The 25678-nt window shown below is 68.7% G+C and carries 17 protein-coding genes; 4 read left to right on the plus strand and 13 right to left on the minus strand.

Translation table 11 applies throughout. From position 1 onward, the window contains the following. Positions 1–26: 26 nt before the first annotated feature. Positions 27–2033, minus strand: coding sequence for a serine/threonine-protein kinase (locus C1O66_RS03725; RefSeq protein ID WP_165794457.1), 2007 nt, complete (start codon positions 2031–2033; stop codon positions 27–29). A gap of 811 nt (positions 2034–2844) precedes the next feature. Between C1O66_RS03725 and C1O66_RS03730 the strand changes: the two genes are divergently transcribed. Further along, positions 2845–3618 (plus strand): hypothetical protein, encoded by a 774-nt coding sequence (locus tag C1O66_RS03730; protein ID WP_102766662.1) that lies wholly within the window; start codon positions 2845–2847, stop codon positions 3616–3618. 57 nt (positions 3619–3675) lie between these two features. On the opposite strand, the gene tagF is transcribed toward C1O66_RS03730, so the two are convergent. From tagF to C1O66_RS03780, 10 genes are all read right to left on the minus strand, one after another. Then, complete coding sequence (gene tagF, locus C1O66_RS03735; protein WP_165794458.1) at positions 3676–4407, minus strand: type VI secretion system-associated protein TagF; 732 nt, start codon at positions 4405–4407, stop codon at positions 3676–3678. Next, positions 4404–7922, minus strand: coding sequence for a type VI secretion system membrane subunit TssM (tssM, locus tag C1O66_RS03740; protein WP_102766664.1), 3519 nt, complete (start codon positions 7920–7922; stop codon positions 4404–4406). The genes tagF and tssM overlap by 4 nt, the downstream gene beginning before the upstream one ends. A 91-nt stretch (positions 7923–8013) precedes the next feature. After that, positions 8014–9375, minus strand: a complete 1362-nt coding sequence (locus tag C1O66_RS03745; RefSeq protein WP_102766665.1) for a DotU family type VI secretion system protein — start codon at positions 9373–9375, stop codon at positions 8014–8016. Between the two features lie 9 nt (positions 9376–9384). Next, on the minus strand, positions 9385–10722 hold the full coding sequence (gene tssK / locus C1O66_RS03750) for a type VI secretion system baseplate subunit TssK (RefSeq protein WP_102766666.1): 1338 nt from the start codon (positions 10720–10722) through the stop codon (positions 9385–9387). A 72-nt stretch (positions 10723–10794) separates the two neighbouring features. Continuing rightward, positions 10795–11181 (minus strand): DUF4280 domain-containing protein, encoded by a 387-nt coding sequence (locus C1O66_RS03755; RefSeq protein WP_102766667.1) that lies wholly within the window; start codon positions 11179–11181, stop codon positions 10795–10797. A 24-nt stretch (positions 11182–11205) separates the two neighbouring features. After that, positions 11206–11964 carry a PP2C family protein-serine/threonine phosphatase gene (locus C1O66_RS03760; protein WP_102766668.1) on the minus strand — a complete coding sequence of 253 codons (759 nt, stop codon included), beginning with the start codon at positions 11962–11964 and terminating at the stop codon, positions 11206–11208. Then, a complete protein-coding gene (gene tagH / locus C1O66_RS03765; RefSeq protein ID WP_102766669.1) occupies positions 11961–13733 on the minus strand; it encodes a type VI secretion system-associated FHA domain protein TagH in 1773 nt (590 codons plus the stop codon). The genes C1O66_RS03760 and tagH overlap by 4 nt, the downstream gene beginning before the upstream one ends. A 63-nt stretch (positions 13734–13796) precedes the next feature. Further along, on the minus strand, positions 13797–14615 hold the full coding sequence (locus C1O66_RS03770) for a BTB/POZ domain-containing protein (RefSeq protein ID WP_102766670.1): 819 nt from the start codon (positions 14613–14615) through the stop codon (positions 13797–13799). Then, the gene (locus C1O66_RS03775) at positions 14615–16405 is read right to left on the minus strand and encodes a hypothetical protein (RefSeq protein WP_102766671.1); all 1791 of its coding nucleotides are present in this window, start codon (positions 16403–16405) and stop codon (positions 14615–14617) included. The genes C1O66_RS03770 and C1O66_RS03775 overlap by 1 nt, the downstream gene beginning before the upstream one ends. A 7-nt stretch (positions 16406–16412) precedes the next feature. Next, the gene (locus C1O66_RS03780) at positions 16413–18461 is read right to left on the minus strand and encodes a type VI secretion system Vgr family protein (RefSeq protein ID WP_165794459.1); all 2049 of its coding nucleotides are present in this window, start codon (positions 18459–18461) and stop codon (positions 16413–16415) included. 253 nt (positions 18462–18714) lie between these two features. On the opposite strand from C1O66_RS03780, the gene C1O66_RS03785 reads away from it, so the two are divergent. Next, the gene (locus tag C1O66_RS03785) at positions 18715–19647 is read left to right on the plus strand and encodes a hypothetical protein (RefSeq protein ID WP_102766673.1); all 933 of its coding nucleotides are present in this window, start codon (positions 18715–18717) and stop codon (positions 19645–19647) included. A 13-nt stretch (positions 19648–19660) separates the two neighbouring features. Here the strand turns inward: C1O66_RS03785 and C1O66_RS03790 are convergent, their stop codons facing one another. Both C1O66_RS03790 and C1O66_RS03795 read right to left on the minus strand, forming a co-directional pair. Next, a complete protein-coding gene (locus tag C1O66_RS03790) occupies positions 19661–20716 on the minus strand; it encodes a cupin-like domain-containing protein (RefSeq protein ID WP_102766674.1) in 1056 nt (351 codons plus the stop codon). 11 nt (positions 20717–20727) lie between these two features. After that, a complete protein-coding gene (locus C1O66_RS03795) occupies positions 20728–22617 on the minus strand; it encodes a S8 family serine peptidase (RefSeq protein WP_165794460.1) in 1890 nt (629 codons plus the stop codon). Between the two features lie 471 nt (positions 22618–23088). Here C1O66_RS03795 and C1O66_RS03800 point away from each other — a divergent pair, with 471 nt between their 5' ends. Next, positions 23089–23898, plus strand: coding sequence for a PEP-CTERM sorting domain-containing protein (locus C1O66_RS03800; protein WP_207795897.1), 810 nt, complete (start codon positions 23089–23091; stop codon positions 23896–23898). Between the two features lie 221 nt (positions 23899–24119). Beyond that, positions 24120–25571 (plus strand): hypothetical protein, encoded by a 1452-nt coding sequence (locus C1O66_RS03805; protein WP_102766676.1) that lies wholly within the window; start codon positions 24120–24122, stop codon positions 25569–25571. The last annotated feature ends 107 nt before the right edge of the window (positions 25572–25678 follow it).

Genomic DNA, 25678 nt, shown 5'->3' on the forward strand with positions numbered 1-25678 from the left:
TTTCAAGCATTGGCCATCTCCTCACCTCAGCGCACCACATCGGCATGGAAGCGCGCGGCCCCGTAGTCATCGCAAGCCTGAACCGTGCAGCCCACGCTGCGGCCCAGGAGAAACGGCGGGCTGCCCGCAGCCAGACCGCGCATCAGGCTCGAAGCCCGCTCGCCCGTGGGCAGCTTCAAGAACACGTCCTCGCGCTCGCTGCTCAGGGCGCTGTAGTCGCGCGGCTGGGCGCTGACGATGACCAGGAACTCCTGGCGGCCCGGCGGCTCTGCCGCATCGACCGGCCAGGACTTGGGCGGCAGCTCCAACTCCTGACCCGCCTTGACCTTGAGTTGGGGAATCTGCGCATTCGGCAGGAACTGCAGCAAGGAGCCATCCTGGCCCAGCAGCAGCACCTGGACATGCCCGTCACGAGCCGACTTGATCCGGAAAGACAGACGATCCTTGCCGATCACAAACTGCTCGCGCGCCAGGCGAACCTCCACCGCAAAGCCCGGGCTTTGCCGCTGCAGCGCATCCTCAAAGGCTTGCGCGGGATCGAAGCGCGGCAACGCGGTTTCTGCGCCCTCGCTCGGCGGCGCAGCTGTGAGGCTCGGTGGCGCGCTGGCGGCCGAGGCACCGCTCGACAGCGCGGCAGTGCTGTCTTTGGGTGCAGCGCCCGGCCCACCCTGCCCGCCCAGCCAGGCCGTGAGACCCAGCCCCGCCAGTCCCAAAGCTGCACCCAGGGCCAACCAACGCTTGCGCCCAGCCCCGGCGCCTGTGTCCGCCGCAGCCGTTAGGCCTGGCGCATGTACGGCGCCAGCTGTGGCGGCCGTGCTCACGGGCGCGGCCTTGGCGCGCGCGGCGCCCGAAGCGGAAACAGATGTTCCATCGTCCAGTGCCGATGGCGCTGAGTCAGGGTCCGACTCATGGCCGCTCAGTGCGCGCAGGCCCAGGTCCTGGCGCAGCGCGGCGATTGACGCGGTCCGGTCCTCCGGCCGCACGCGCAAGGCCCGGTCCAGGGCCTGCAAGAACTGCGGGCTGTAGCGGCCAGCGGCTGCCTGTTCCAGCGGCACATAGCTGTCGCTCATCAAGCGGCTGACCGAGGTGGGCGGCGTGCGGCCCATGATGGCGAAATGCATCGATGCCGCCAGGGCATAGACGTCGGTCCAGGGGCCCTGCTTCATATTGGGCGCCTCGGCGTACTGCTCCACCGGGGCATAGCCGGGCTTGAGAATCACGGTCAGGGCCTGCGTCATGTCGCCGATGACCCGGCGTGCCGCGCCGAAATCGAGCAGCAGCGGCTTCTGACGCTCACCGACCAGGATGACGTTGTCAGGCGCGATGTCGCGGTGAAAGCAGTTCTGCGTGTGGATCACGGCCAGCGCCTCGGTCAGGGGCGCGAGCAGGCCCATGAGCCAGGCTTCGCTGGGCGGTTCGCCCAGCTCGCGCAGCTTGTCCTTGAGCGTGATGCCCTCGTAGAAGGGCATGACCATGTAGGCCGTGCCATTTGCTTCCCAGAAGCGGTAGACCTTGACCAGGGAGGGATGGTCGAACGAAGCCAGCAGCTTGGCTTCGTTCACAAAGCTCTTGAGGCCCGCCTCGAAGGTGTCGCGGTGGCGCTCGGACTTGACCTGAACCTGGGTGTTGCCCAGGCGCGCCGACAAGGCTGCGGGCATGTACTCCTTGAGGGCCACGCGCCGCTCGAGGGAATGGTCCCAGGCCAGGTAGACGATGCCAAAGCCCCCTTCCCCCAACACCCCGGTCAGCTCGAACTCCCCGAGGTAGGTGCCCAAGGGCAAGGCGTTGCCGCTGTCGCCCGCACTCGATGCCGAGGGGGCCCGCGAGCTGGCGGCTGATGGGGAGGCAGATGGAGAGGTCGGCGCCAGCGCCGGAGCCTGTGCACGCGCGGCCAAGTCCGCAGCACTCACCGGGGCCTGGGGCGAGATCAAGGTCGCCATATCGGCCAGTCCAGACGTCGGCGCCGGGCCGGCGGGTGGCGACTTCAAAGGCCGGATGACCGTGCGATCGTCATCGGAGTTATCACTGCTCATGGCGTGCTGGCTGACCCCTGCTCTTGTTCCCCGCATTTGCGTGTGTCGTGAATTCTGATTGACGAAAGTGACGCTCATGGGCCTCCAGACCCCAGTCGTGAATAAGCACGCGAATGGCCGCTGTTCGCGCCCTGCGCGGCCGACTATGGTGTGGGGCGCATGGCGACGCTGCGCCGTCCGGGCACCCGAGGGCCAGGCCCGAGCGGCGCCATTGCGCAAGCCATAGCCACCCATCCAGGTCTTTCGAGCGAAGAAGCGAACGTGTGTGATGCCCGCGCCATCGGCCCCAGGCCGGATGCCCTGAACCCAAGCCCTCTGCCAGGGGCGGAGCCTGCCTGTGCCGATTGAACGCGATGGCGGCTCGCGATTGAGAGCGTTCAAATCGACCGAGGCGGAAGCCTCGCAGTCCGGGGCCGCCACGCCCGCGCGTCGGCGGCTCGGCCCCAGACGTCGGCGTCCCAGGGCCGAAGAGGCTGAGCGACCCCAGCCGTTCAGCGCCACTGCAACGACCTCACCCGTAACTCCCACACCCTCACCGCCCCCACCTTCACTGCGCGGCCGGGCTTCCGATGCAGCCGTTCATCCCGCAGCGCTGCCCCGGGCCGGTGCGCGGCGTCAGGCGCTGATGTGGGGCGCAGCGGGTCTGATCCTGGCGATCAGCGCTGGCCTGGCCTATCAGCGCTGGGCCTCACTCGCAGGGGCTGGCGCGCCCCAAGAAACAGCGGCGGCGGAGCCTGCATCCCCAGCTGCCCGCGCAGCCTCGGCAGCGGCACCGGCCCTCGCCACAGCATCAAGGCAGGAGCCGGTTCCAGTGCTGAGCCTGGCGGACATCCTGGCCCACGATGGCCGGGGTACGGCATGGCAGCTCGCCCGCTTGCGCGACAAGCCCGCGATCCTGATCCTGGAGTTCCCCAGCCTGCTGGAGCAGGGCCTGGCCTTGAATCGCGCCGCGGCCTTCATCGAGAAGAAGCACAGCGCTGGCGGCGCGGTCTTGGGCGATGCCGAGATGCAGCGGCTGCTGGCCCGTTCGGGCGATTCGGTGGCGACCTTCTACTTCGGCCATGACTACAGCGCCGAGCAGTTGCAGCGCTTTTTTGCCCAGGCCCAAGTGCAGGGCCTGAAGCTCAATGCCCAGGAGCTCAAGCTGCAGAGCTTGCTGCAGGCGCAGGGCTTGCTGACGGCCACGGCTGCAGCCCCGTCAACGGCGAGCCCGCAGGCCCTGGTCAGCTTCACGGCCGTGCAGCAGGACGACCCGGCCACCCCCAGCGATGAGCAGGTCGATGCCTTGCGCCGTGAGTCGACCCTGCGGCATGAGCTCAGCCATGGCGAGTTTTTCACCAACCCGGATTACCAGCGCCGCTGCTGGGCGTTCTGGCAACAGGGCCTGAACGAAGCTGAGCGTGCCCGCTTCCGCAGCCTGCTCTCCAGCATGGACTACGACCCGGGCAACGAGGCCTTGATGGTCAACGAAACCCAGGCCCTGCTGATGCACACGCCCGATCAGCGTGCTTTCAACGCCAGCAGCCTGGGCGTGACGGAGGCGCAGCTGCAAGCGCTGCGCGAACGCTTTCGTCAGCAGCCCTGAGGAGATCGACGAGGGGCGCGAGCAGGCCGGCCTCAGCGGCTGCCCCGCCCGCTCGGCTCATTCACCACCAAGCAGCGCCGATGCGCGCTGGGGCATGCCGGCGCACACGCGCCAGCGCGCGGCCTGCCCGGCCGGCTGCGCGCGCCAGTAGGAGCGCGGGGCCTGGCTGGATGACGCCAGGCTTTGAGCCCAAAGCCGCAGGCCTGCGTCCAGCACCGGATCGCTTGAAGCCAGGTCGGGCGTGGCTGCGACATCCAGCCATTGCCCCGGCGAGGCCGCGGCCGCAGGCGCATCGCCTGGATCGCTCCACAAGGCATCGGGCCAGGCCGAGCTTCGCAGGGCGGCCTCCAGCTCGGCCTCGACCTGCTCGACCACCCAGTCCTGCTCCAGGGCGTCGGCCGCGCAGGCGTCCAGCGCCTGCAGACGAGCCTGCACCGCCCGCCACGCGGCCAGGCTTCGCGGCAAGGCCGGCAAGGACTGCAGGACCAGAAAAGGAAAGTAGCGACCGACCCGATCCACCGAGGGCATGAGGCAGCCCATCCAGGCCTGATGCCCCAGCTCGCCCGGCAGGCAGGCCGGGCTCAGCAGAAACTGCCAGCTGGGACTGACCAGGTAGGCCTCCAGCCAGTTGCTGCCCCGCAGGCGATGCTGCGTTTGCAAATCCAGCAGGCCCTCGGCCAGCCAGGCGTCCCACCAGGCCAGCAGGTCGGGCCCCATGCGACGAGAGGCAAAGTCACCCAGGGCCGGCAGCTTGCCATACCAGCCCGGCAGGGTGTCACGCCGATTCACAGCGCCGCCGGGCAACGGAATTGCTTGATTTCCCGCAGCTGGAAGGGGTTGAAGACGCTGGCGGCAATGACATCGAGCTTGGCTTTGCGCCCATCGATCACCACCGGCACGCTGAAGCGCTCGGGCACGTTGGAGGGCTCGATGCCGAAGCGATCGAACAGACGGAACAAGCCCCAGGGCCCTTCAAACAACATGGGCGCGGCCGCGCCCGGGGCGCCGCTGCTCAGCTTGATCTGCGCTGCCACGCGGCTGCTGGGCCAGTTCAAGGTGATGGAGGCACCCCCGGCGCTGAGCTTGTGGATCTGGCCGTCGTTGTCGATCACCAGCTCTTTCAGGGCCGGGTCGATCTCGGACAGGCGCAGCTCGATCTTCAGGCCCGCTTGCTTGCCACCGCTGCGGAAGAACACCTCGCGGATGCGGCTGGCGCGCTGGAACTCGGCCAGGGCTGCGGCGGCCACCGGCTTGCTGCCGTCTCCCAAGGGCTTGTAGCTCCAGCTGGGGGTCGTGGTGTCGACCAGGGTGGCCAGGCGGCGCTGGAAGAACTCGTCCATCAGACCGGCCGCGCCGAAGAACTGACCGAAGTCCTCCGGCAGCACATCGGCCCGCGATCCGCTGGCGAAGGGGTAGCGCCCATTGATGGCGCGGGCGCAGAACTCGGAGATGGGTTTGAGCTCGGCCGACAGGCCTTGGATCTCGGCCCCGCGGCTCTGGTTGGCGCCGGCATCGGCCAGCTGCTCCAGCATGGAGCGGATGGGCTCGGGCTGCTGCCCGGCCATGGTCTTGATGCGCTCCGCTCCGCCGCCCGGCGGAGGCGGCGACTTGCTCTTTTGCGCCGCGTCGACCGCGCTCAGCTGGGTGTAGAGCTCGTTGAACATCTTGAGCGTGTCATCGATGGGCGCGGGCTGGCCGCTGATCTGGCGATGGATGCCCGCGAAATGGTCGTCCACCATGCGCTCCAGCGGCCCTGCCCCGCCGGCGGCGTCGGCAGGCGCGGCGCCGGCCAGGGCGGCCGCATCGCTCTTGGCCTGATTGGCCAGCTTGTCCAGCGCATTGCCGCCACCAGCGGGCGGCACCAGGCGGGTCTCGGCGCTGACGCCACGCAAATAGGCGGCCAGGGGCGAATCGACGGCCGACAGGATGCGCGCCACGGCAATGCTGCGCTCCAGCCCGGCCAGCTTGACCAGGCGCACATCGGCCAGGAAACGGTCCCAGGTCTTGATGTAGTCCTCGAAGTAGAGGCGGCGCACCTTGTCGCTGAGTTGCGTGCCCACGGCCAGGTCCTTGAGTCGCGCCGGGTCGCTCTTGATGCCCAGCACCCAGGGCTCTTCCTGCGCCAGGCGCAGGGCGGATTTCTGCACCTGCGACTTCACCAGCTTCTCGTAGCCTTGCTTGGTGTACAGGCCCGAGATGCCCTTGGTCAGCGGCTCGCCGCTGGCGCGCACAAAGACCTGCGCGGCATTGGGGCCAGCCGCAGCGGCCACGGTGAACTCCGGCACATCGCCGGCGCGGTACTGGCGCTTGATGCGGCTGTAGACGCGGTACTCCAGCGGATAGGCCGCCAGCATCTCGCGCACGCCGGCGACCAGGCTCTCGTCCATGGCCACCGATGGCCGCACGGGGCCGCGCGAGAGCAAGGCCTCGAGATGGGCATCCAGCAGCTGGCGCTGGGCCGGGTCCATGCGGCCGTAGTTCTGGTCCCAGTCCACACCGATCCAGGCCTTGAGACTGGCAGCGTCCAGCTGCTCGGCTTGGTAGAGCATCAGGTAGTTCTTGAGCGCCTCGTAGGCCTGCTCCAGGTTGTCACGCGAGGCGGTGCGCAAGCGCTCCTCCAGACGGCGTGCCAGGCGCGGCATCAGCTGCTGTTCGAGCAAGCGGCCATAGGCCTGCTGCGCGCCGGCGTCGAGCTTGTCGCCCTGGTACAGGCCCAGGCCTTGCAGCAGCGGTGGGTTCTTCAGGTCGAAGGCCTCGCTGTGCGCCGCATCGCGCACCTGGGCCAGCACCTCGGGCAAGGCGCTGACATCGGCATTGTTGGCGGCCGGCAGCGCATCCACCGCCGCTTGCAGCGCCGGCAGACGCGATTGCACCAGCTCGGCATGGTCCAGATTGCGCGATCGGCTGATCGCCCACCCGAGCAGCAGGCTCACGCTGAACAAGCCGATGGCGGCGAAAGCCACGCCGCGCAGCAAACGGCGCCGGGCTGTGGCTGCCTGGCTGACTGCGCCGAGCCCGCGTTCGGCGAACACCACATCGCGCAGCAAACGGTTCAGGAAAAAGCTCTTGCCCTTGGCGCCAGCCGGCGCGGCAGCGCGCGCGTCGAAACCAAACGAGCGGCCGAGCGCGCCCATGACACGCGCAATCGGCGAGCCCTCTTGCGTGCCGCTGGTGAAATAGACCCCGCGCAGCCGCGGCGTTTGCTCCAGCTGCCCACCGCCGGCCAGCACCTGGTTCAGGAACTCGGCCAGCAGCGGCTGCAGGCTCGCAAACTCCTGCGGGAATGCCAGCATGGCCTGGCGGCGGCTCAGATCGCGCTCGGCCTCCAGCCGACCCAGCAGCTGGGCCACCAGGCGCTGCTGCAGCTCGCCGTAGAAGCGAGCGAAATCGGCCAGCGGATCGCCGGACGGCATTTCCTCATGCGCAAAGGTGAAGCCCCAGACCTGGTCGCGCTCTTCCTTGCCCAGGCCCTCGAAGCTCTCGTTGAATCCGCCGATCAGGTCGGCCTTGGTCACCAGCACATAGACGGGGGCGCGCACGCCGAGCTTGCTGTGCAGCTCCTGCAGACGCGCGCGCAGCTGGGCCGCGTGCTGCTTGCGCTCGACCGCACCCTGCTGCAGCAGGTCCTGCACATTGACCGTCAGCAACACGCCGTTGATGGGCTGGCGCGGGCGGGTCTTCTTGAGCAGCGAGAGGAAGTTGTCCCAGGCGCTGGCGTCCACCTCCCGGTCGCTCTCCTGCGTGGCATAGCGGCCGGCGGTGTCGATCAAGACGGCGTCCTGGGTGAACCACCACTCGCAGTTGCGCGTGCCGCCCACCCCTTTGACGGCCGCGCTCTGGCCCTCCTTGCCTTCGCGCAAAAGGAACTGCAAGCCGGCATTCATCAAGGCCGTGGTCTTGCCCGAGCCCGGCGCGCCGACGAACACATACCAGGGCAGCTCGTACAAATACTGCTCGCCCGACCACCAGCTGCGCTTGGATGCGGCCCTCAGCCGTTGGCCTGCCTCGGCAAAGCGCTGGGCCAGCAGCTGCGCTTCCTTGTCAGCGGCCGAGGGGCCGGCGCCCAGGCCGGCCAGCAAGGCGGCATTGGTCTTGCGGCGCTGGTGGGCCTTCCAGAGCAGGCGCGCGCCCCAGCACAGCCAGATCAGCAGCAGCAGGCCGGCACGCGGCAGCCAGCCGCCCAGCGGCGTGGCGCCGGCGATGGCGATCAAGGGGCCCAGCCACCAGATCACGGCCGACAGCAGCAAGAGGGCCAGCGTGCCCATCACGGCGGGGCTCAGGAGCCATTGCAGAAATCGCTTCATGGGTAACTTTCTTGCCGCATCCGGCGCGGGGCAGGATCGGCGATGCAATTCTTGGAAGTTCGCGGGCGGGTCATGTCGGGGCCTGGGCGCTTCAGGGCTGCGCCGCCACCGTCAGCACGATGTCGACCCGGCGGTTGCGCGCGCGGCCTTCGGCGCTGGCGTTGTCGGCCACCGGTTCGCTGTCGGCACGGCCTTCGGCGCCGAGGCGGCTGGCTTCGACCGTCTGGGCCAGCAGCTGACGCACGCTTTGCGCCCGCGCCAGCGACAAATGCCAGTTCGAGGGGAAACGCAGCGAGCGGATGGCCTGGTTGTCGGAGTGGCCCACCACGGCCACGCGCCCCTGCACCTGCTGCAGGGCCGCGGCAATGCGGCCGAACAAAGGCGTGGCCCGGGCGGCCACATCGGCGCTGCCGGGCTCGAACATGGTGTCACCCAAGACGGTCACCACCGATCGATCGGCCTCGTCGCGCACCTGCACCGCACCGGCCTCGATGTCGCTGCGCAGCAGCTGGGCCAGGCGCGGCGGCACGGCCACGGGCGCAATCGCGGCCGCGGGCTTGGCCTCAGCCTTGGCATGAAGCGCTTGCAGCGCCATGAAGGACGCATCGGTTTGTGCGCCCAGGGTCAGGCGCAGGAGCAGCAAGATCAGCAGCAGGCCAAAAGCACTCAGCGCCGCCACCAGCCAGGGCGAGATGCCATCACGCAGCCGCGCCGGCGCCTGCGGCACGCCTTGCCAATGCGGCGACAGCGTCGGCTCCACCGGCCCGCTCAGCTGGCGCAGCACCTGGGCCAGGCGTTCGCGAATGGCGTCCAGCTGGGCACGGCCGTTGTCCAGCACCTTGTAGCGGCCTTCGAAACCCAGGGACAGGGTCAGGTACATCAGCTCCAGCAGATTGCGGTGCTGAGCCGGGCTTTCCATCAAACGCGCCAGCAGCTGGAAGACCTTCTCGCCGCCCCAGCTCTCGTTGTGGAACTGCACCAGCAGGCTTTGCGAAGCCCAGGCACCGGCGCTGCCCCAGGGGGTGCTCGACGCGGATTCATCCAGCAGCGTGCACAGCACATAGCGCCCGGCCACCAGCTGCTCATTGGGCAGCTGCTGTTGCTGGGCGCTGAGCTCGAACTGGCGAATCGCCTCCACCAGACTGGCCCGCAGCGCTTGCGGGTTGGGATGGCGCGGCATGGCGCGCAAGCGTGGCGCCGCCGACAGCAAGGGCGCGGCCGCATGAACCAGTGGATTCAGGCTGGCCTGGGCGCCCAGCTCGGGCAGCGGCGTCGAAGCCGGGCCGTCGGCGCGCGCGGCGGCCGCCAGGGGGGGCGAACTGCCAGCCTCAGCGGCTCGATCCGCACCCGCCGGCGCGGCCGATGCGCCGGCACGGGCACGCCCGGCACTGGGCTTGATGATGGTGCGCTCGGACTCGAACGCGGCAAAGGGGTCGTTCTCGTTCTCGCTCATGACAGGTCCTCAACTCCGGATGGCCCAGAACTCCAGGCTCAGCCCCGGGAAGTCGCCGGCAATGTGAATGGCCAGGCCGCCCGAAGTCTCGAGCTGTTTCCAGAGCTCGTTGCCCCGGGTTTCCAGCTCGAAATAGGTGTAGCCCGCGTTGTAGGGGATCTGGCGCGGTGCCACCGGCATGGGCCGCAGCATCACACCGGGCAGCTGCAGATTGACCAGGTCACGGATGCGCTCGGCCGGGCCGATCTTGATCTGGGCCGGGAAGCGCGAACGCAAGGCCTCGCCTGGCATCTGCGCATTGACGGCCAGCACGAAGCTGGCCGTGCGCTGCAACTCCAGATCGGGGATCAGGGCGACGCGAATGCCGAACTTGCGGTCTTGCAGCTCGATCGGGATGGCGGTCTGCTCCAGCACCATGGACAGGGACTGGCGCAGGTCCGTCATCACCGCGCGAAAACAGCTGGCCAGGTCCTCGTGCCGGTAGGCCGGATAGGCCAGAGGCCGGCGTTGCTCGCGGAAGGTCGACAGATCGCCGGCCAGCTCCAAGCACTGGGCATACAGGCGCTCGGGGTGCAGCACCGGCAGGCGCTGCAAGTGGGTGAACACGGTTTGCTGGCGGTTGACGGTCTGCAGCAGCAAAAAGTCAGCGATCTCACCGACGCCGGCCCGGCCCGGCTGGGCCAGGCGGGCGGCCAATGCCTCACCGCGCTGGTGCAGCATGCCCTGCACCTCGCGCAGATGGCTGTCCAGCACGGCATGGGCCGGCGCATGCAGCATGGGCGCGACGTACTGGCTGTCCAGCACCACGCGGCCATCGGCGCGGCGCTCGATGATGCGTGTCAGGCCCAGCACCGCATAGCCCTCTCCCGCATCGCGCTCCAGCATCAGGCGCAGGTTCAGGCGGCCGATCTGCAGCGGCGCCTCGCGCAGGCTGGCCGCGTGGATGTCGGCGGCATCGAGATCGAGGGCCCGAAAGCGTGGCGGCATGGCGCCATCGGCCGCTTCCACATCGCTCTCGGCCACACCCGGGCGCGACAGCGGCAGGGCCAGCACCAGGACCTGGTCGCGCACATCGGCCGGTACCTCGTAGGCCAGGGGAGCCGGATCATCGCCGGGGATGTCAAACACCAGGCCGTCCGGCAAGATGCCCCGCGCGCTGGGCAGGGCCACCCGCCCCTGCAGCAAGGCCGCTTCATCGATCTGCAAGCGGCTGAAGCCCCAGGCCCAGGGCAAGGCGGCCTGGATGCGGCCGTCGATCTGGCGGGCCACGTAGCGGTCCTGCTGCTGGAAATGCTGTGGCTGGAGGAACATGCCCTCCGTCCACATCACCTTGTTATGCCATGTCATAGATTTCTCGTTCCTGAAAATGGGGCGGTCTCGGTCCGGGCTGCGGGCGGTCGGCCCCTCAGCCGAAGGGACTCAGGGAATCATCTCGTTGGTCTGGCCCGGGCTGACAAAGCTGATGACGCCGCCGTAGTTGCACATCAGCTTGCAAGTGTTGTCGAGCCCAGGTTGTTGCAGCACCAGCACCGTCGGCGCACCCGGGGTCCAGGGCGCCGTCGTGTTGGGGATGCAAGGCATGGGCGTCAGCGCGCCCAGGGCCGCCGCGGTGGCCGAGGCCACCGACGGATTGCCTATGCTCTGGCACATGCCGAAGGCCGGGATGTTGAGCATGGGGACGTGGTCCATGATGTTGCCGGCCATCATGTTGTTGGTCATCACCGTCTTCGGCGTGGCGTTGAACACCGCGGGCGCCACGCCCATGGAGCACATCATCTGGGCGCCGGTACACACGTGCATGGGCATGGTGGCTGCTCCTTGGTCGCAGGTTCAGGCCGCGCCGACCCAGACGGTCAGTGCGGTGAAGTTGTCATGGCTGTTCTTGTGCGCGGTGCGCCGGCGCACCTCGGCGGCCAGGGTGTCCAGCCAGGCCTGCTGCGAGGGCGCTGCGGCCAGGCTGCGTTCGAGGACCTCGGCGTCCAGATACTCCCACAGCCCATCGGTGCACAGCAGGAACACATCGCCGGGCTGAGCCGCTTGCATGCCATCGCCACAGCTGACCTCGAGGTCCTCATCGGGCAGGCCCATGGCCGAGCGCAGCTCGCTGCGCTTGGGGTGGCTGTTCATCTGCGCCTCGTCGAGCAGACCGGCATCCACCAAGGTCTGCACCAGGCTGTGATCCTGGGTGCGCTGCAGCAGGCGCGCGGCGCGGAACCAGTACAGGCGTGAATCACCGACATGGGCCCAGTGCACCTGGCCACTGGCCAGGTCCAGCACCAGGCTCACCGCCGTGCTGTGCATGTCCTCGCGTTCGGTGCCGGGCTCGCGCTCGGCGCGCAGCTGCTGGTTGGTCGAGCGCAGCAGCTCGCCAAGGGCGGCGCCGTTCTGAGACGGTTGGCGCGCGAAATGGCTGACCACGCCCTGCACCACCAGCTTGGAGGCCACATCGCCGCCGCCATGCCCGCCCGCGCCATCGGCCAGCACGCAGCAGAGCTGGCGCTCGGACTGCCAGTGCCCGCAGGCGTCCTCGTTGTAGTTGCGCCCGCCTCGGTCCGACAAGAGGGCAATTTCGACATGCAGCGGCATCATGGGCGCTCACGCTCCGCGGCCAGGCGGTCCAGCTGTTCTTCGTAGGCATCGAGAAAGGCCTGGCCAAACAGGTCCTCGAAATCGTCCTGCGCCTCACTCGAGAGCTGGCTGAACAGCTCCTCGAAGGTGTCCCAGAGCCGCGCCTTGCGCAGCGAGGGCAGCAGCGCGCTCAGGGCCGAGCGTTGGGTCAGGTCCGCCTCCAGCCGCACCGGGTCGAAGCGCAGCAGCACGCTGTCCAGGGCCGAGCGCATGCCGGCCATCACCGCCAGCTGGTGGGCGCGCAGATCGTTGAAGGCATCGCGCATGGCCGGCTGGGCCGGCATGAAGCCCGGCAGCGCCGGCGACAGCAGGTACTGCATGGCCACCTCGGCCGAGGGCGAAAACTTGAGCGGGTTGTTCTCCTTGGCCACGATCATGGTCATCTCGGCCCGCATCTCGCGCTTGAGCGCTGCACGCGCAACCAGCAGTTCCACGGCGCCACGGGTCGATTCGCGCAAGAGGCTGCCGATCAGGCGCATCAGGTCTGGCGTCAGGGCCTCAAGGCGCAGGCCCGGCGTGGCCAGACCTTCCAGCAAGGCGGCCAGCAAGGCGCCCTCCCCGGCTGCAGCAGTGGGGCTTGCCGTGGCCGTGGACGCAGGATTGGGGCCCGCACGCGGCACTCCAGCTGGAGCGGCAGCCAGTGCTGGCGCCGCAGGCGAACGATCGAGGGTGGACGGCCACGGCGTGGCCAAGGGATCTGGCACCGGCGCGCCCTGCACCCGCTCCTGGCGATCGCCCGGCCCGCGCGCCAGAAAACCGGGCACCGTGGTGGGCATCGGGTCCTTGATCTCGTCCCAGGAGAACACCGCGCCGGGCGGCAGGGCCGGCGCCGCGGGGCTGGCTGCAGGGCTGGCAGCGGGAGTAGGAACCGGCTTGGCCGCCTCGGCGCGCACACGCGGCATGGCGGCATTGAGTTCGGAGCCATGGTCGGCCAGGCTGGGCCCGGACCGGGCGGGCGCTGCGCCACCGGGCTGGAGCAGCGGGTCGATGCTCGACGGCGCGGGCGCCAGCAAATGGGCAAAGGGATCGGCAGCGCCGGCACCCGTACCCGCACTGGCCCCGGCTGCGCCCACCCCGCCCAGGCCGAACAAGGCGTCCAGCGAGCTCTCGCTGCCACCGCCCAGCAAACCAGCCAGGCCGGCCGATCCGGCAGCCGCTGCGGGGAATGAGGGGGCCGCGCTCGTTGAGGCCGCGCCGGCCTTGGACGGGCTCAGGTCGGCAAACGGGTCCCAGTCCTCGGGGATCATGGCTGCGCCTGCGCCGCCGTGGGCGGCCGGCGCCGCCACCGGGGGCCGCGATGCCGGCAAGGGCGAGATGGGCGGCGAAGCGGCAGCGGCTGGGGCGGTCACGCCCGGCGCCGCCAGGCCGCCGCTGATGTCGCCGAACAGATCGGCAAAGGGGTCCGCGCTGGCCGCGGCCTTGTGCTCCTCGCTCACGCTCAAGAGGTAGCCACCGATCTGCAGTTGATCGCCCGCCTGGAGCAGCTGCTCCGCTTGCGGCGCCAAGGTCTGGCCGTTGTAGAGCACCGGATTGCTGCCGTTGTCGGCCACCACATAACGCCCGGCGCGGAAACTGATGCGGGCATGCTGGCGCGAAATGCTGCGCTCCGGGTCGGGCAACACCAACTGGTTGCCCTCGGCCCGGCCGATGCTGCCGCCCAGCTCGTCAAAGCTGGCGCTCAAGCCCTGCATGGGCTCGCCGTTGAAACTGAGCACGGTCAGGCGGATCATGCCCGGACCTCCATCTCGCGGCCGGTGGGCGTCAGCAAGCGGCCAGGCGTCTGTGTGTGGTGATCAGCGCAAGACATAAAACTCTCCCTCGATGGCCGAGACGCGAAGCGGCCAATGCAGCATGCAAGCAGCGCCCGAGGCCGTGCGGCCGGGGCTGCGAAGAAACGGTAGGCCATCGGCCCCCAGGCATTCCAGCAGCCGCCCCCCGGCCACCGCTCTGAGCTTGAGATTGCCGAGGCTGGGCAGCACGGGCTTCAACGCCTGAGCGGCATGTTGACTCTGGACCTGGGCGCGCAGCCGTGCCACTTCGCTGCCCAGCTCGCGCTGGTAGGCCTGGGCCAGTTCCTCCAGACGCAGTCGCGACGCGCGAATCAGCGGCTCGGCATCACCCTTGGCCAGGCCCAGGGCCAAGCCCATGACATGGTCGACCAGACCGGCTCTCACACTCGGATTGAGGCTCTGAACCGGCGCATCCAGCCACCGCCAGCGCGGGAAGCTGATCGGCAGCTCTAAGCGCTGTTGCAAGCGTGTGGGCGAGCGGTAGACCTCGGCTTCCGCCGGTGCCCAGTCCAGGGCCGCCAGGGTGCGTGCATGGCTGGGGTGGGCCAGCGCACCCATGCGCGGCAGCAGCAGACACAGGCGTGCGCCCAGGTGGCCATCGGACAAGGCCGGCTCCGCCTCGGCCTCGCTGCCCTCCGCCAGGACCGGCGCAGGGTTGATGACCAGCTCCAGCTGATTGGCACCGGCCAGCGCGTACTCATGCACCGGCAGATTCAGCACCGTGCTTTGCTGGCCGTCCACACGGCCCAGCGGCACCCCGTTGAACCAGGCTTCGGCGCTGCAGCCCAGCGCTTCCAGTCGGAGGACGAGCAGGCGTTCCATCAGGCCATGCTCCAGTCCAGCAGTGGCAAGGCGGGCAGCAGCTGCAAGGTTTGCTGGCAGGGCCCCATCAGCGGGTCCTGGGTCAGCAGCTCCAGCGACACCGCCTCCAGCTGCAGCTTGGCATACCACTCCCAGCCGCTGCCCACCTTGCTGTTGGGCCGCAAGCCCAGCTCGCCAAGCAGGGCGGCCTGAGGCGCCGACACCGGCTGCAAGAGCGCGCCGGTCTCCGAGGCCAGTGGGTCCAGGCTCAGGCTGAGCGGCAGGCGCCAGCGGCTGACGGTTTGCGCCATCAGCGCCGGCAGAGGCTCGCCGGCATGGCTGCGATTGAGTTGCGCCCGCAACTCGGCGCGGCCGGCGCAGCGCAGGCTCAGCCGGCTGCGGGCGTCTCCCAGCTGCAGCTCGGCACTGAACTCCAGATCGGCCAGACAGGCCTCAAGCTGCAGCTGGGCCTGCAGGCCCATCCAGGCCGATGCCGCCAGGCCCTCGGCGCCCAGGCGCCAGCCCCAGCTGAACGCGGCCGAGCCGCGCAGCAAGCCCAGGCTGCCCTCCAGCTTGGGCTGCTGCAGCGCGGGCACCTGGGCCCAGGCTTCGGCCAGGCGGCACAGGGCTTGGGCGCAGGCGGCGTCCAGGCCTTGGTCCAGCTGTGCCTGCAGAGCCTGGGCGTCCTGCGCTTCGCCGTCCCGCTCGACACGGCAACGGCTGAGCGACTGCCGCTGGGCCTGGTGGCTGTGCGTGATGAGCTCGCGCTGGTCCATGGCCAGGCGCGGACGCTGAATCTCGACCCACCACTGCGCCGCTGGCCAGGCCTGGATCAGGCCATGCAGTGAACCCAGGGCCTCGCCCTGGTCACGCAGGCCGCAGACCTGCAGCTCCAGCTTGTAATACTCGGGCGAGCTCTCTTCCGCCACCAGACAGCCCGGCCCGCTGGCCTGGCTGCTGGGCGCGCGGGCGACCATGGGCCAATTCAGGGCCCGGGTTTCGTGGCCTTGCCAGCGTTGGCGGTCTTGCGGGCCGGTGACGATCAGGGCCGGATGGTGATCGCCGTTGCAGCTGGCATGGCTGCGGGCGCGCAGCTGCAGCCGGCAGGGCTCGCCCTGACCCGCCACCGGGGCCAGAACGCTGATCAGGGCCGGCAGCGGGTGCTGGCTGTCGATGCGCAGGGGCGCCAGCTCCAGCCGCGGCAGTCGCTGCCAGCCGCCGGCCTGCCAGTGGTAATCCTGGGCCACAGGCGCCGGGCGCTCGCCGCCCTCGGCGACTCCGGCAGGCAGGACACGCAGCTCCACGGCCTCCAGATCACAGGCGACGCGCGGCAGGGGCGGCGCGGCGGCGACCCGGGCCAGGCCGGCGCGCGGCTCAGCCGCCCAGGCCTCGATGGCATCCAGCAAGCGTGCGTCGGCCGCACGCAGGCTGGCGGCATCGACCTTGGCGCCGGCCATGCCCCGCAACTCGGTGAGCGAGCGCTGCAGCAGCTGATGCAGGCTGGCCCATTCCGCCAACGCCGGCCGCTCGCTGGCATCGCTCAGATGCTGCGCGGCCCAGGCGTACTCGGGGCGCTCCTGGAAGCTGGGCCCCCAGACAAAGCAGAGGTTGACGTAACGCCCCACGCTGGCGGGCTGGCGCAAGCCCAGCTTGCGGGCCTGTTCCACCGCCAGCTGGACAAAGGTGTGGTAACGCTCGGCCAGCAAGGCTTCCATGGCCGGCCACTGCGCGGCCAGATGCGCGGCCAGGCGGGGCACAAAATCGTGCCACGCCACCGTGCCCTGGGCTTCTGAGGAAAGCTGTGCCTGCATGGAGGCCTCAGCGGTGGGTCAAGGGATCTTCCGGCGCCTCGGGTGCTTGCGGCGCCTCCGGATCCAGCGGTGACACCGGGCTGGCGCCGCTGCCGCTGCCCGGCGAGCCGCCCGAGTTGAGCTTCACCATCGTGCCAGTGATGGACACGCCGTCCGGCCCCAACACGATGGACGAGCTGCCCGCCTTGATGGTGATCTGCGTGCCCGCCTCAATGACCACATTCATGCCCGCCTTGAGATGCAGGTTCTGGCTGGCCTCGGCGCCGATATTGGCGCCGATCTTGAGGTGCAGGTCAGCGCTCGATTCCATCGAGATGGCCGCGCCCGATTTGGCCGTGATGTCCTTGTCGGTCTTGAGGCTGAACACCCCCCCGCTCTTGAACACCAGGTCCTTGCCCACGGTCAGGTCAAGCTTGCCGTCGACCGCCTGCTTCAGGTCTTTGAGCACGCTCAGATGCATTTCGCCCTCGACCTTGTCGTGGCGGTTGCCCTTCAGGCTGCGGTGCTCGTCCTTGCCAATCTCGCTCTTGTAGGTTTCCTCGACAAAGTCCAGGCGGTCTTTTTGGGCATGGAGCAGCACATACTCCTCGCCCTTCTTGTCTTCGAAGCGCAGCTCGTTGAACTCGGCCGCACCGCCCAGCTTGCTGCGACTCTTCAGGGTGCTGACCGTGGCATGGGCCGGCAACTCGTAGGGCGGCTTCTGCTGGGCGTTGTAGACCCGGCCGGTGATCAGCGGGCGGTCCGGATCGCCTTCCAGAAAATCGACCACCACTTCCTGGCCCAGGCGCGGCAGGGAAACCATGCCAAAGCCATTGCCGGCCGAGGGGCTGGCCACACGCACCCAGCAGCTGCTGGCGGCAGTCTTGGTGCCGATGCGGTCCCAGTGGAACTGGATCTTCACGCGACCATGTTCATCGGTGACGATGTCGCCCGGGTCGGCATCGCCGACCACCACCGCGGTCTGCGGCCCGGCGACGCTGGGCTTGCGGCTCAGGCGGCGCGGCCGGAAGGCCTGGTCAAAGCGCTGCAACTCAAACTCGCACTGCAGGCCAAAGGCCGAGCCCAAGCTGCCCGCCCCCACGCCGGACTCATAGCCGCCGCGCTTCATCTCGATGCGGGTGGACAGCACCAGGTACTCGGCGTTCTGGTCGCTGCGCGGATGCTTGCTCAGCTTGAACCGCCCCCCGGCGCACAGGCCCGGCGAGTCGCCCTTGCCATGAAAGCGGCCGAACTGCGCCTGTGCTTCATCGAGCTGGACCAGCGCGCGCGCATCGCCAGCGGCCTTGGCTTCGTAGCCACCGGGGTAGTCGTAGACCTCGTGGCCGGCCTCGGCATGGCTGCGGCTGGCCGTGGCCGGCGAGCTGCTCAGGTCGGTGTCGGGCGTCAGATAGTTGTAGTCGCGCAGCACGACCTTGCCGGTCTGCACCTCGCTGCGCATCTGCCAGCTGTGGATGGCGCTCTGCTGGGTCAGGGCATTGCCCTCGGCCAGGAAGGGAATGGTCTCAAAGCCCGCCATGGCCACGTGGGCGCTGCTGCTGTCGGCAATCACCAGCTCGTGGCGCGATTCGCTGTGGCGGAAGAAGTAGAAGATGCCCTCTTCTTCCATCAGGCGCGAGACGAAATTGAAGTCGCTTTCGCGGTACTGCACGCAGAACGCCCGCTTGGCATAGCTGCCGCTCAGCTCCTGCACCACGCTGCCGCTGTAGTCGGCGAACACCTGCTCCAGGATCTCGGGCACGCTCAAGTCCTGGAAGATGCGCAGGTCGCTGGACCGCGTCAGCAGCCACAGGCCCGGGCGCAGCGTCAGCTGGTAGACGAAGTTACGCCCTTCCATGCCCTGGAAGGAAAAGGCGCTGACCAGGCCATGGAACCAGCGGGTGTTGGACGCATCCAGGCGCAGCGAGACCGCCGCCGCCGTGCCCAGCAGATCGTCGGCCGACAGGGTGGCCTCCGAGGAGATGGCGGAAACCTGGAACTCAAACGGCGTGGACAGCGCCTCGGACGCCGTCATGGCGCGAAAGCGCAGATGGGCGCCAGCCGCGCTGTTCATCCCCATCAGAAACCCGGTCGATGCTGGCATAGGTCCTCGAATACCTGGGGCGTTCCTGGCGAGCAGGCGACCCCGCTCGACACGCCTCGTGCCGAGACTATACGGTCGCCAGGCGCCTGAAATTTCGTGATTAAGCCCGCAGAAAATTGCCGCGCAGCCCTTGCCGCCTGCGCACAATCGGCCTCGCCGACCGGGCTGTCATCAAGCTTGGCCAGAATGCGGGCATCTCCCAATTTCAGCCGGCCTGGCCGCCGCCGCGATGACTGTTTCGGAACCCGATGTCCTGATCGAAGCCGCCGAAGGCCCCGCGCCTCTGATCATCACCTTCGGCTTTGCGCAGTGGAATGCGCCGGTGGCGTTTGATTTCGTGGGGCGGCTGCGCAAACTCGAGTTCCTGCTCGGTCAGAGCTTTCATCGCATCCATCTGCGCGACCGCAGCCTGTCGTGGTATCTGCACGGCCTGCCCGGCCTGGGCTCCAATCTGCTGCGCACGCTGGACGCACTCGCCAGCCAGGTGCGCGCGCTGGCGCCGACGCGGGTGCTGACCCTGGGCCAATCGATGGGCGGTTACGGTGCCATTCTCTACGGCCTGGCCCTGGGCGCCGATCGCATCGTCGCCTTTGGCGCTCTGTCCACCATGGACCCCGCGGTGGCGCGCGCGCAGGCCGACCCGCGCTGGCTGTCGGTGATGGAGCGCTTGCAGGCCGAGGGCATCCGCCCCGAGCGCAGCGATCTGGTCACTCTGGCCGCCGCCTCGGCCCGGCCTCTGGACCTGCGCCTGCATTACGGCGAGCAGCCGGACTTCCCCGAACAGGGCCCGGCGAACCTCGATCTTTTTCATGCCGAGCGATTCGCCAGCCTGCCCGGCTGCCGCATCCACCGTCATGCCCAGGCCAACCATGCGCCCTCGCTGCTCTTGCAGGCTCAAGGCCAGCTCGATGCCGTGCTGCTGCGCGATCTGTTTGATGTGGATCCCGGCCTGGTTCATCAGCGCCGGCAGCCCGTGTTGAGCGACCCGCAGCTGCAGGCCATGGCGGGGCAGCTGCTGCGCGGCGCGTCAGCCGAGGCGGTGCTGGAGTCCCTGCTCGAGCAAGGCCTGGCCCCGGTGAGCGCACGTTCGGCGCTGGCCGTGTTGCAGCGCGACCCGGTGTTCCTGGCCGCCACTCAGCATTGGAGCGAGCAGCGGCGCTGAAGGCGAGATCCACTCACCAGTTGCCGATGCTGGGGTTGGCGTAGCTGAACTGGTTGGGGATGTCCAGATTGGTGAAGGAGAAGGACATGCTCAGCTCCAGCGCGCTGACCTGGTGCCACCAGCCCAGGGGCAGGAAGAGCGTGTCGCCAGGCGTCAGCACGGTCTCCAGCACCGTGGCCTGGCGGAACAAGGGGTAGCGCTCGAAGTCGGGCCGGTCCAGATCGATGGGGCTGTAGACGCCCATGCGGTTGTAGAGCAGCGGCGTCTGCCAGGGCGAGATGAAGCGCCAGCGCTTGCGGCCCACGACCTGGGTGTGGAAGAGCATCAAGGTGTCGTGATGCAGCGGCGTGTGCGTGCCGCCGGGCCCGAACCAGAAAGACGCGGCACCCGGCAGCAGGCTGGGGTCGCACAAGGGTGGCATGCTGCCGATATCGGCCAGCAAGGGCAGGAACTCGGGCCGGCGCAGCATCTCGTCGTTGGCCGTCAGGTAGTGGTCGTTGCTGTCACCGGCGCTCTGCACCAGATCCACAAACTCGCTCACCCGCATGCGCTGGCGCAGCGCCCCCTTGTTCTGCTCGAACAAAGGGTCGCGCGATCGGCCCACCTGCACATCCACCTCGAGATGCCCGAAGCGCGTGGCAAAGTCGGCCGGCGACCAGCGCTGCAGCGCCGGCCAGTCTGCGGCAACATCCTCCAGCACCACCGGGCGGCAGCCCAGCACATAGCGCTCCAGCAACTCTTCGCGGCTCACACCGCGGCGCCGCTCGATCTCGCGGTAAGCCGGCGCGCTGTCCAGCAGCTTCTGGTGGCTGGCCATCAGGGATTCCAGCTTGCGCTGCATCTGCTTGTGCTTTTGCGCGGCGATGAAAGCCGGGCTGGCCAGCACACTGGCGATGGCGGCCTCGCAGGCGGCGGGGTTCAGGCCGGCCGACTGCATCACCGCACGCATCGAGGCCGGCTCGCCCTCCCACATCAAGCAATCGGCCACCCATTGCAGCCATTCAGGCGGCAGCACCGGCGGGGCCGGGTTCAGCGGGCGCGGCGGCGAGAGCGAGGGTAGCTGCTGCATGGCGGCGCGTCTCAGTGCTCCGCCGCGGGCTTGTTGCCTTCACGCCGGCGCGGTGCACGCAGCGCCACCGCCGCCAGGGCCAGGCCTGCCAGCCACCAGGGCGAGGCCGCGCCGCCGCCGCCGCCCGAGCTGGGCGCGGGGGCGGGCGTGGGGCTGGGTGCTGGAGCCGGCGTGGGGGCCGGTGCCGGAGCAGGGGCCGGTGCCGGAGCAGGCACGGGGATGGGCGTGCTGCCCTGGGCCTGGCCACAGCGACTCAAGGCCGTGCTTTGCAGGGTCTGGGCACTGCGCACCGGCGGCGTGTAGCTGCCCGGCGCCTGGGCGTATTTCACCGCCTCGGCCGCATCCAGCAAGCCGCTGCCACAGGTCTCGGTGGTGCAGGTGCAGCGGCTGGAATTGCTGCTGCTGCAGTAGCCCAGGGCGTAGGCCGTCACATGGGGCCGCGCGCTCAGCTTGAGGCCGGATTCGATCTGATTGAGGCTCAAGCCCGGGTTGAGCGACCACATCAGCGCGGCCGCGCCGGCCACCTGGGGCGCGGCAAAGCTGGTGCCGCTGACGGCCGCGTAGCCAGCTTCGCTGGGTGCTGTCTTGCCCTTGTTGCTGGCCGAGACCAGGCCGCTGTCGGCCAGCTCGGCGTCACAGGTACGTCCGCTGTCCGCGTCGCCGCCTGGGGCCAGCAGCTGCACTTCCTTGCCGAAGTTGGAGTAGATGGCCTTGAAGCCCTGGCGGTTGGCCGCGGCCACGCCGAAGACGCCGGCGCAATTGGCCGGGCGACCCACCGCGCCGCGGTAGTTGCCGGCGGCGGCCACCACCATGACGCCGAGCTTGCGCAGCTCCTCGATGGCGTCGCGGTAGAGGCGCGCGGCCGCGGCCACATCGGCATTGGCGTCGTTGATGTCGCAGGAGGTCACGCCAGAGAAACCGATCACCACGATCTTCGCCGGGTTGGCATTGGCTGTTGCACCGGCCACGGGCAGGCCGGCGGCCCAGCGCATGCCGTCCACCATATCGCCGACCGAAGCACCGCATTTGCCCGACACGCGCACCGGCAGCACGCGGCCGTTCCAGTTCATGCCGGCCACGCCGCCGCCGTTGTTGGTCACGGCCGCCAGCTGGGCGGCCACCAGGGTGCCGTGCCAGCTGCTGCTCTCGTTGACCAGGCAGCCGTCCCACAGGGCCAGGTTGGCATCATGCTCGGCCTTGCTCAGGGCGTCGCCGGGGTCGGCCGCGCCTTCGCTACGGCCCACGCCGTTGTTGGCGTACTCGGGCTTGCTGACGAAGTTGTGGCCCTTCAGCACATTGGTGTTGAGATCGCCATGCGAGGTGATGCCGGAGTCCAGCACCGCCACCACCACTGAAGCCGAGCCCTTGCTCAGATCCCAGGCCTTGGTGAAGCCAGCGGCCGCCGGGTTGCTGTCGGCGGCCTGCTCGTCCAGCCACCACTGGCTGTTCTTGGGATCGCTGCTGTTGCGGAACATGGGGTCGTTGGGCACGGCCGCGCGCTGTTCGCGCATGTCCGGCATGGCGTGGCCGATGCGGGCATCGGCGCGCAGGGCCTGCAGCCATTGCTCACGCTGGCTCGCTGCCGCCGGGGCTGCAGCCTTGGCCTGCAAACGCCACCAGCCCGAACCCAGGGGCTGCTGCGCGCGCAGCGGCAGACCGTGCTCGGCCAGCAGATGGCGCAGCTGCGCTTCTTGCTGGGCGCGGTCGCGGCCGGCATCGGCCAGCTTGACGATCAGCTCGGTGCCGGCCGCGGTTGTGCTGACCCGTGCCGGTTTGGGCTGCAGGATCTGAGCGGCCAGGGCCCAAGCGCCCAGACCCACGGCGGTGGCCAGGCCCAGGCTGGCGGGTGTCTTGCGCAGCAAGCGCGTGAACATGAAGGCGGAAGGATGTGGCGTACTCATGGCGCGCACCATAGGCCGTTCGCATGAAGCGCCCGTGACAAAGGCGCAGCCTCGGGCGAGCCCGCGATGCCGTCATCGGCCCCTGTCGGTGAAGCGCCAAGTCGCGCTGGAAGCCCCGCAAAGCGTCGCAACCACGCCACAGGCCTAGTCCGTTCGGCGCGCAAACCTCGAATTTGCACGCATACGAGCGTCACTTCTCGCTGCCACAGTCCGCCCTGTCGCAGGACGACACCTGTTCTTTGTCTTTGCTTCGGGAAGCCCCGGGCACCCAGTGCCACCGCCGAGTCCGAGCGCCCTTGCAAGGGCGGCTCTCACTCCATCGGTGATGTCCAGGTGTCGCGCCCGCTGCCCGTGGCCGGTGCATCCACGCCGGGCCTCGGACGAGGGCTGTACTCATCCCTCCGTGTTTCATCCGGGCCACTGGCCTTCACTTGCCCTTTCTTCAAACCCTCTGTATTGGAGTACTCACCCATGAAGCTGAAACTCATCGCTGCCGTCGCAGCCCTGGCCGCTGTTGCCAGCGCCCCCGCCCTGGCTGGCATCAAGGCCGTGTCCGTTGGGTCCGAGCTGTTCCTGGTTGTCGGCGACAACAATGGCTCCTATGTGCTGGACACCGGCGTCACCTTCCAGCAAATGCTGAGCCTGGCCAGCGCCGGCACCCCGGGCACCCTGCTGAGCCAAAGCGTGGTCGGCACCGCCGGCTGGTCCGAGTTCGTGTCCACCCGCCCTGACCTGTTCAACGGCGCTTCCAACAGCGTCAACGGCATCCGCTGGTCGCTGTACGTCTACGAAGGCAGCGGCGGTTTCGATCTGACCACCAAGCATGTGCTGACCACGGTCGGCACCGGCGTCAGCGCCACCACCATCAGCAACAGCCTGACCGCTGACAGCTTCGACGCCAGCTTCTCCGGCACGACTCTCCCGGTCTTGGGTGCGAATGGCACGGGCACCCACCGCACCCAACTCAACGGCTCCAGCTACAACGCTGTGGGTACCGTGGGTTATGCCGGTGACCGCTTCTTCAACTGGGGCAGCGCTTTCACCAAGATTGGCAACAAGGTCGGTGTCGATTCCGCCCTGGTCCATGTCAACCCGACCGACCCGGAAGACCAACAGATCTTCGTCAGCGCCCAAGCCTTCGAGAACGTCAAGGTCAGCTTCGACGGCCAGACCATCGCCGTGACCAATGTTTCCGCCGTGCCGGAACCCGAAACCTATGCCCTGATGCTGGCCGGCCTGGTGGCTGTGGCTTTCATGGCACGCCGCCGCCGCGAAGTCTGATTGCAGCGGGCGCACACCGATCGCCCCAACCGGGGCGTTTCCCTGAGCTGGCTGCGTGCCAAGACGCAGCCGGCCTCAACAGCAGGGTGTAGCACCCGGCGCCGCCTTCCCTCATCGATTGCTGATCGGATCGACCTTCGGGTCGATCCCTTCCCTCCCGGATTCCATTTTTTTCTCCTTCTCGTCTTCCCTTTCTTCTCGCCACGAAAGCTCCCCACATCATGAAGCTCCGTCTCCTTGCCATCGCCGCCGGCCTGGCCGCTGTGTCCAGCGCCCACGCCCTGACCCCTGCCCAAATCGCTGACGCGCGCACTGCCGGCACCCTGAAGGAAATCACCTTCTCGGGCGCCTCGGCCCTGCGCCTGTCCCTGGGTGCCTACGTCCAGGAAATCTGCAACACGAGCACCATGCACGTGTTCTTCAACAACGCCGCCGGCAACAACCACCGCGCTTACAGCTGCAACCTCGGTGTGGCCGTGGGCAACTATGCCGCTGGCACCCCGGTGCTGGTGGTCAAGCGCGACCAAGGCGGCTCCGGCCAAGGCGTGGCCCCCATCGCCCTGAACACGCCCATCGCCCACATGAATGTGGACGCCTCCTGCGTGGTCACCGCCACCCCCAACTTCACCGACATCCAGGTGCCCAACTACACCTGCGGCACCACCAGCAACCGCGTGTCTGACGCCGGCATCTCCGACGTCGAACCCGGCCTCCTGAACGCCACCATCAATCTGGCCGACAACACCCCCGGCGACCCGACCAGCGGCGCGCAGACTCCGGCGGACCTGAGCAATCTGGACGTCAAGCCTTTTGTGCAAGGCATCTTCGGCGTGGCCGTGAACCTGCGCGCCTATCGCGCCCTGCAAGCCACCCAGGGTCTGAACCAGGACGACAGCGACGCCAACCGCCCCAGCCTGCCCACCACCTGGGTGCGCGCCGCCCTGACCGGTAGCCTGAGCGCCACCAACACCAGCCAGCGCGGCTGGGGCCTGGTCATCAGCCCGGCCGTGGACGCCTCGGTGCACACCAAGACCGTGAACATCTGCCGCCGCCAGCCCAACTCGGGCACGCAAGCCGCCTCCAATGCCTACTTCGCCCAGAACCCCTGCGGCATCTCGTCGGCCAACGCTCTGCGCCAGTCCAGCGCCGCTGCCCCGGTGCACACCGCCACCGGCGGCACCTATGTGGTCAATGAAGGCGCCGGCACCGGCAATGTCGAGACCTGCATCGGTACCACTGTGGAAAACATCGCCGGCGCCTACGCCATCGGCGTGCTGGGCCGCGAGAACAACCCCCTGGCCAATGGTGGCGACAAGAAGTACCGCTATGTCAAGCTCGACGGCGCTCAGCCTCTGCGTTATGACGCCAGCACCGGCCGCGGCGCCATCTTCGGTGACTACGACTTCGTCTACGAGTCCACCCTGCAGTACAACACCACCAATCCCAACCTGAACGCCGACAAGATCGCCTTCATCGCCGCCATCCGAAACGGCGCACCGAAGCCCGCTTCGCTGGCCAAGGCCGATGCCGACACCCAGCAAGGCGTGATGGCCCCGTCCTCGACCTGGGCTCCCGCCCAGTACCCGGCCCTGCCGGCCGCCGACAAGCCCTTCGCCTCGCGCGTTGGCCGCACGGCCGGCGACAGCTGCTCGGTGCTGAAGTTCGCCCGCTGATCGTTCCCTGATGAGGTCCAGCCGCCAGGCGATGAGCCCGGCGGCAGCTCATACCCACGCAACGGGGCCGGATGTCCGGCCCCGTTTTTCATGGTCTCTTGCAGCAG

The sequence above is a fragment of the Paucibacter aquatile genome, assembly GCF_002885975.1.
GTDB lineage: Bacteria > Pseudomonadota > Gammaproteobacteria > Burkholderiales > Burkholderiaceae_C > Paucibacter_A > Paucibacter_A aquatilis.